Genomic DNA, 2,114 nt, shown 5'->3' on the forward strand with positions numbered 1-2,114 from the left:
GATTCATATTGTTTGGATGTCCTGACTTCAACCGTCAGTGACCCTTTCCCCATGACAGCTTTCAGCAAAAGAGGAACACCAGTTGTATTCTGAAATTTGAAATCCTTGCCCCCGTACGATACAGTGGCATCTCTCCCCTTCGGAACATATCCCACTGTTAAAGAATGATGATGCTTTTCCACATACCCAACTCCCAACAGGTCAACTGCATTGAAAAGTGTGGATGACGTCTGGCAAATGCCTCCGCCTATGCCCATAACCAGTTTTTTATTGACAATTTCTTCTGCAGGCTGGTATCCATGGGCAGCATCACTGGGGCCCACCGTTGTATTAAAGGAAAAGACATCTCCTGATCCGAGAATGATATTATTAATTGCTTCAGCAGACAGCTCGATATTCTTCGTTCTTCCTGCAACACCCGGATTGAAGTAAGTTGTATAACTCCCTACGACCACTTCTCCTAAATGGCTTACATCCTCCATCTTGTACCCGCTCGCCGTTACATAGAGCGGCAATTCGATATCACCGCCTTTTTCAGAAGCAGCGATCACTTTTTCAACAAGTTCAGCTTCTTCCAGGATCGTTTGAGGAGTTCCTTTCTTCACCTGGCCATCTGTTCCGATTTTATCCAAAGTCATTCGTTGATCATAACCGGCCTTGGTTCCTGTACCTCTAGCTAATTCCCTTGCCCATTTCTCTATTTCAGCCTTGAATTTTGTCGTGTCTGTCCCATAGCCTAGGTCAGCAGGACGAAAGGTTCTAATCACGGCTTTTGTAGTTGGATCAATAACATTGATGACAACAGGTTCTGGCTCTTCCACTACTTCTTCCTCAGGTTTTTTTTCATCTTCTGTCTTTTCTTTTTCCTTTTCGATCTTTTTTTCAAGCTCGGCTACCTTTTTCTCGAGTTCATCTTCTCTTGAACTATCCCCTGAACACCCAGCTAGCCCCACAATTCCTGCAGCCAGCAAAACGACTAGTACTTTTCTGCTTTTCACCCTATTTCCCCCAACGTTCTCTCTATATTTGTACCGGACCATTGAATCCGGTCATTCAGTTTATATAGTATTCAGGAAGCCTTTTCCAAATTCAGCTAAAAGTCCATTTTAGAGAAAAATGATCCTTTTTCTTCACACTGGGATGAAAATAAGATAAAATACTTATTATCCTATAAAACATATAAGAAAGGTTGGAATTAAAATGCAAACAACTTTGCGCTCTGTTCCCCAGCCTCTTGTTAGAACAAATCAGTGGTTTATTGTTTTAAGTGTGGTTTCTGCCTGGATAACAGGTTTCGAATGGATATTGGCTTTGCCGCTGGGAGCGGGAATTTTAGGTTTGGTGTTTGGGTTTAACCCGGTTATGCGGATTGCGAAAACCTTTTTAAAAAAGGCTCCATCGGAATACATCCCTGAAGATTGGGAGCAGCAACATTTTAATCAACTTATTGCAGTCATTTGTTTAGCAGGCGGACTGATCTCCTATTCAGTGGACTTCATTGGGCTTGGCCATTTCTTTACGATTATGGTTGCACTAGCAGCATTCATTGCCATTCTCGGATTCTGTGTCGGCTGTTTCATCCGATTCCAGTGGAAAAAGTTTCGCGCCAGGAAAACAGTTATGCACTGATTTATTAAAAGCCCCAAGGTGAAATATTATTCACCTTGGGGCTTTTTCCTTCCGTTTGCTAACTGATTGAAACCTGCGAAGTTTAAGTCCTATTTAAACTGCTCATCCATCTGCTGATTGAATTTTTCAGACTTTCCCCTCGGAATGCTTAATGTAGTCCAATCTTTATCTTTAATCATTTTCGCAATATAGACGATTTGACCAGAATGGCTGGATTGATGGACAATTTGCCGCTGAATCGCCTCCATGACAGAGTGGGGTTCGCTGCGGATCAACACAGTCTTGGTCAAATCCTCTTCCTTCAGCCCGGCAAGCGTATGAAATAAAACCTCCCAGCCTGAATTCCACGCGTCTAACAACTGAGTTTTAGATTCGTAAGCTCCCTCGAATTCTCCGTCTCGATTTCGATCTGGCTTCTCTCCATCTGAAGTTAAAAAGTCATTAAACCTTGATTTCAAGTTCCCGCTCATATGCCTGACCAGAAC

The 2,114-nt window shown here is 42.8% G+C and carries 3 protein-coding genes; 1 reads left to right on the forward strand and 2 read right to left on the reverse strand.

Features of this window, described 5'->3' with window-relative positions; all coding sequences use genetic code 11:
- A partial coding sequence (locus WB217_RS01435) for a VanW family protein (RefSeq protein ID WP_423989968.1) occupies positions 1–998 on the reverse strand: 998 nt, incomplete at its 3' end.
- A gap of 202 nt (positions 999–1,200) precedes the next feature.
- Here WB217_RS01435 and WB217_RS01440 point away from each other — a divergent pair.
- On the forward strand, positions 1,201–1,629 hold the full coding sequence (locus WB217_RS01440) for a DUF4395 domain-containing protein (RefSeq protein WP_423989970.1): 429 nt from the start codon (positions 1,201–1,203) through the stop codon (positions 1,627–1,629).
- Positions 1,630–1,718: 89 nt separating this feature from the next.
- Here WB217_RS01440 and WB217_RS01445 read toward each other — a convergent pair.
- The coding region (locus tag WB217_RS01445) for a DUF1572 family protein (protein ID WP_423989972.1) at positions 1,719–2,114 on the reverse strand (396 nt) is incomplete at its 5' end.

It is taken from the genome of Mesobacillus sp. (assembly GCF_049588175.1).
GTDB lineage: Bacteria > Bacillota > Bacilli > Bacillales > Cytobacillaceae > Mesobacillus.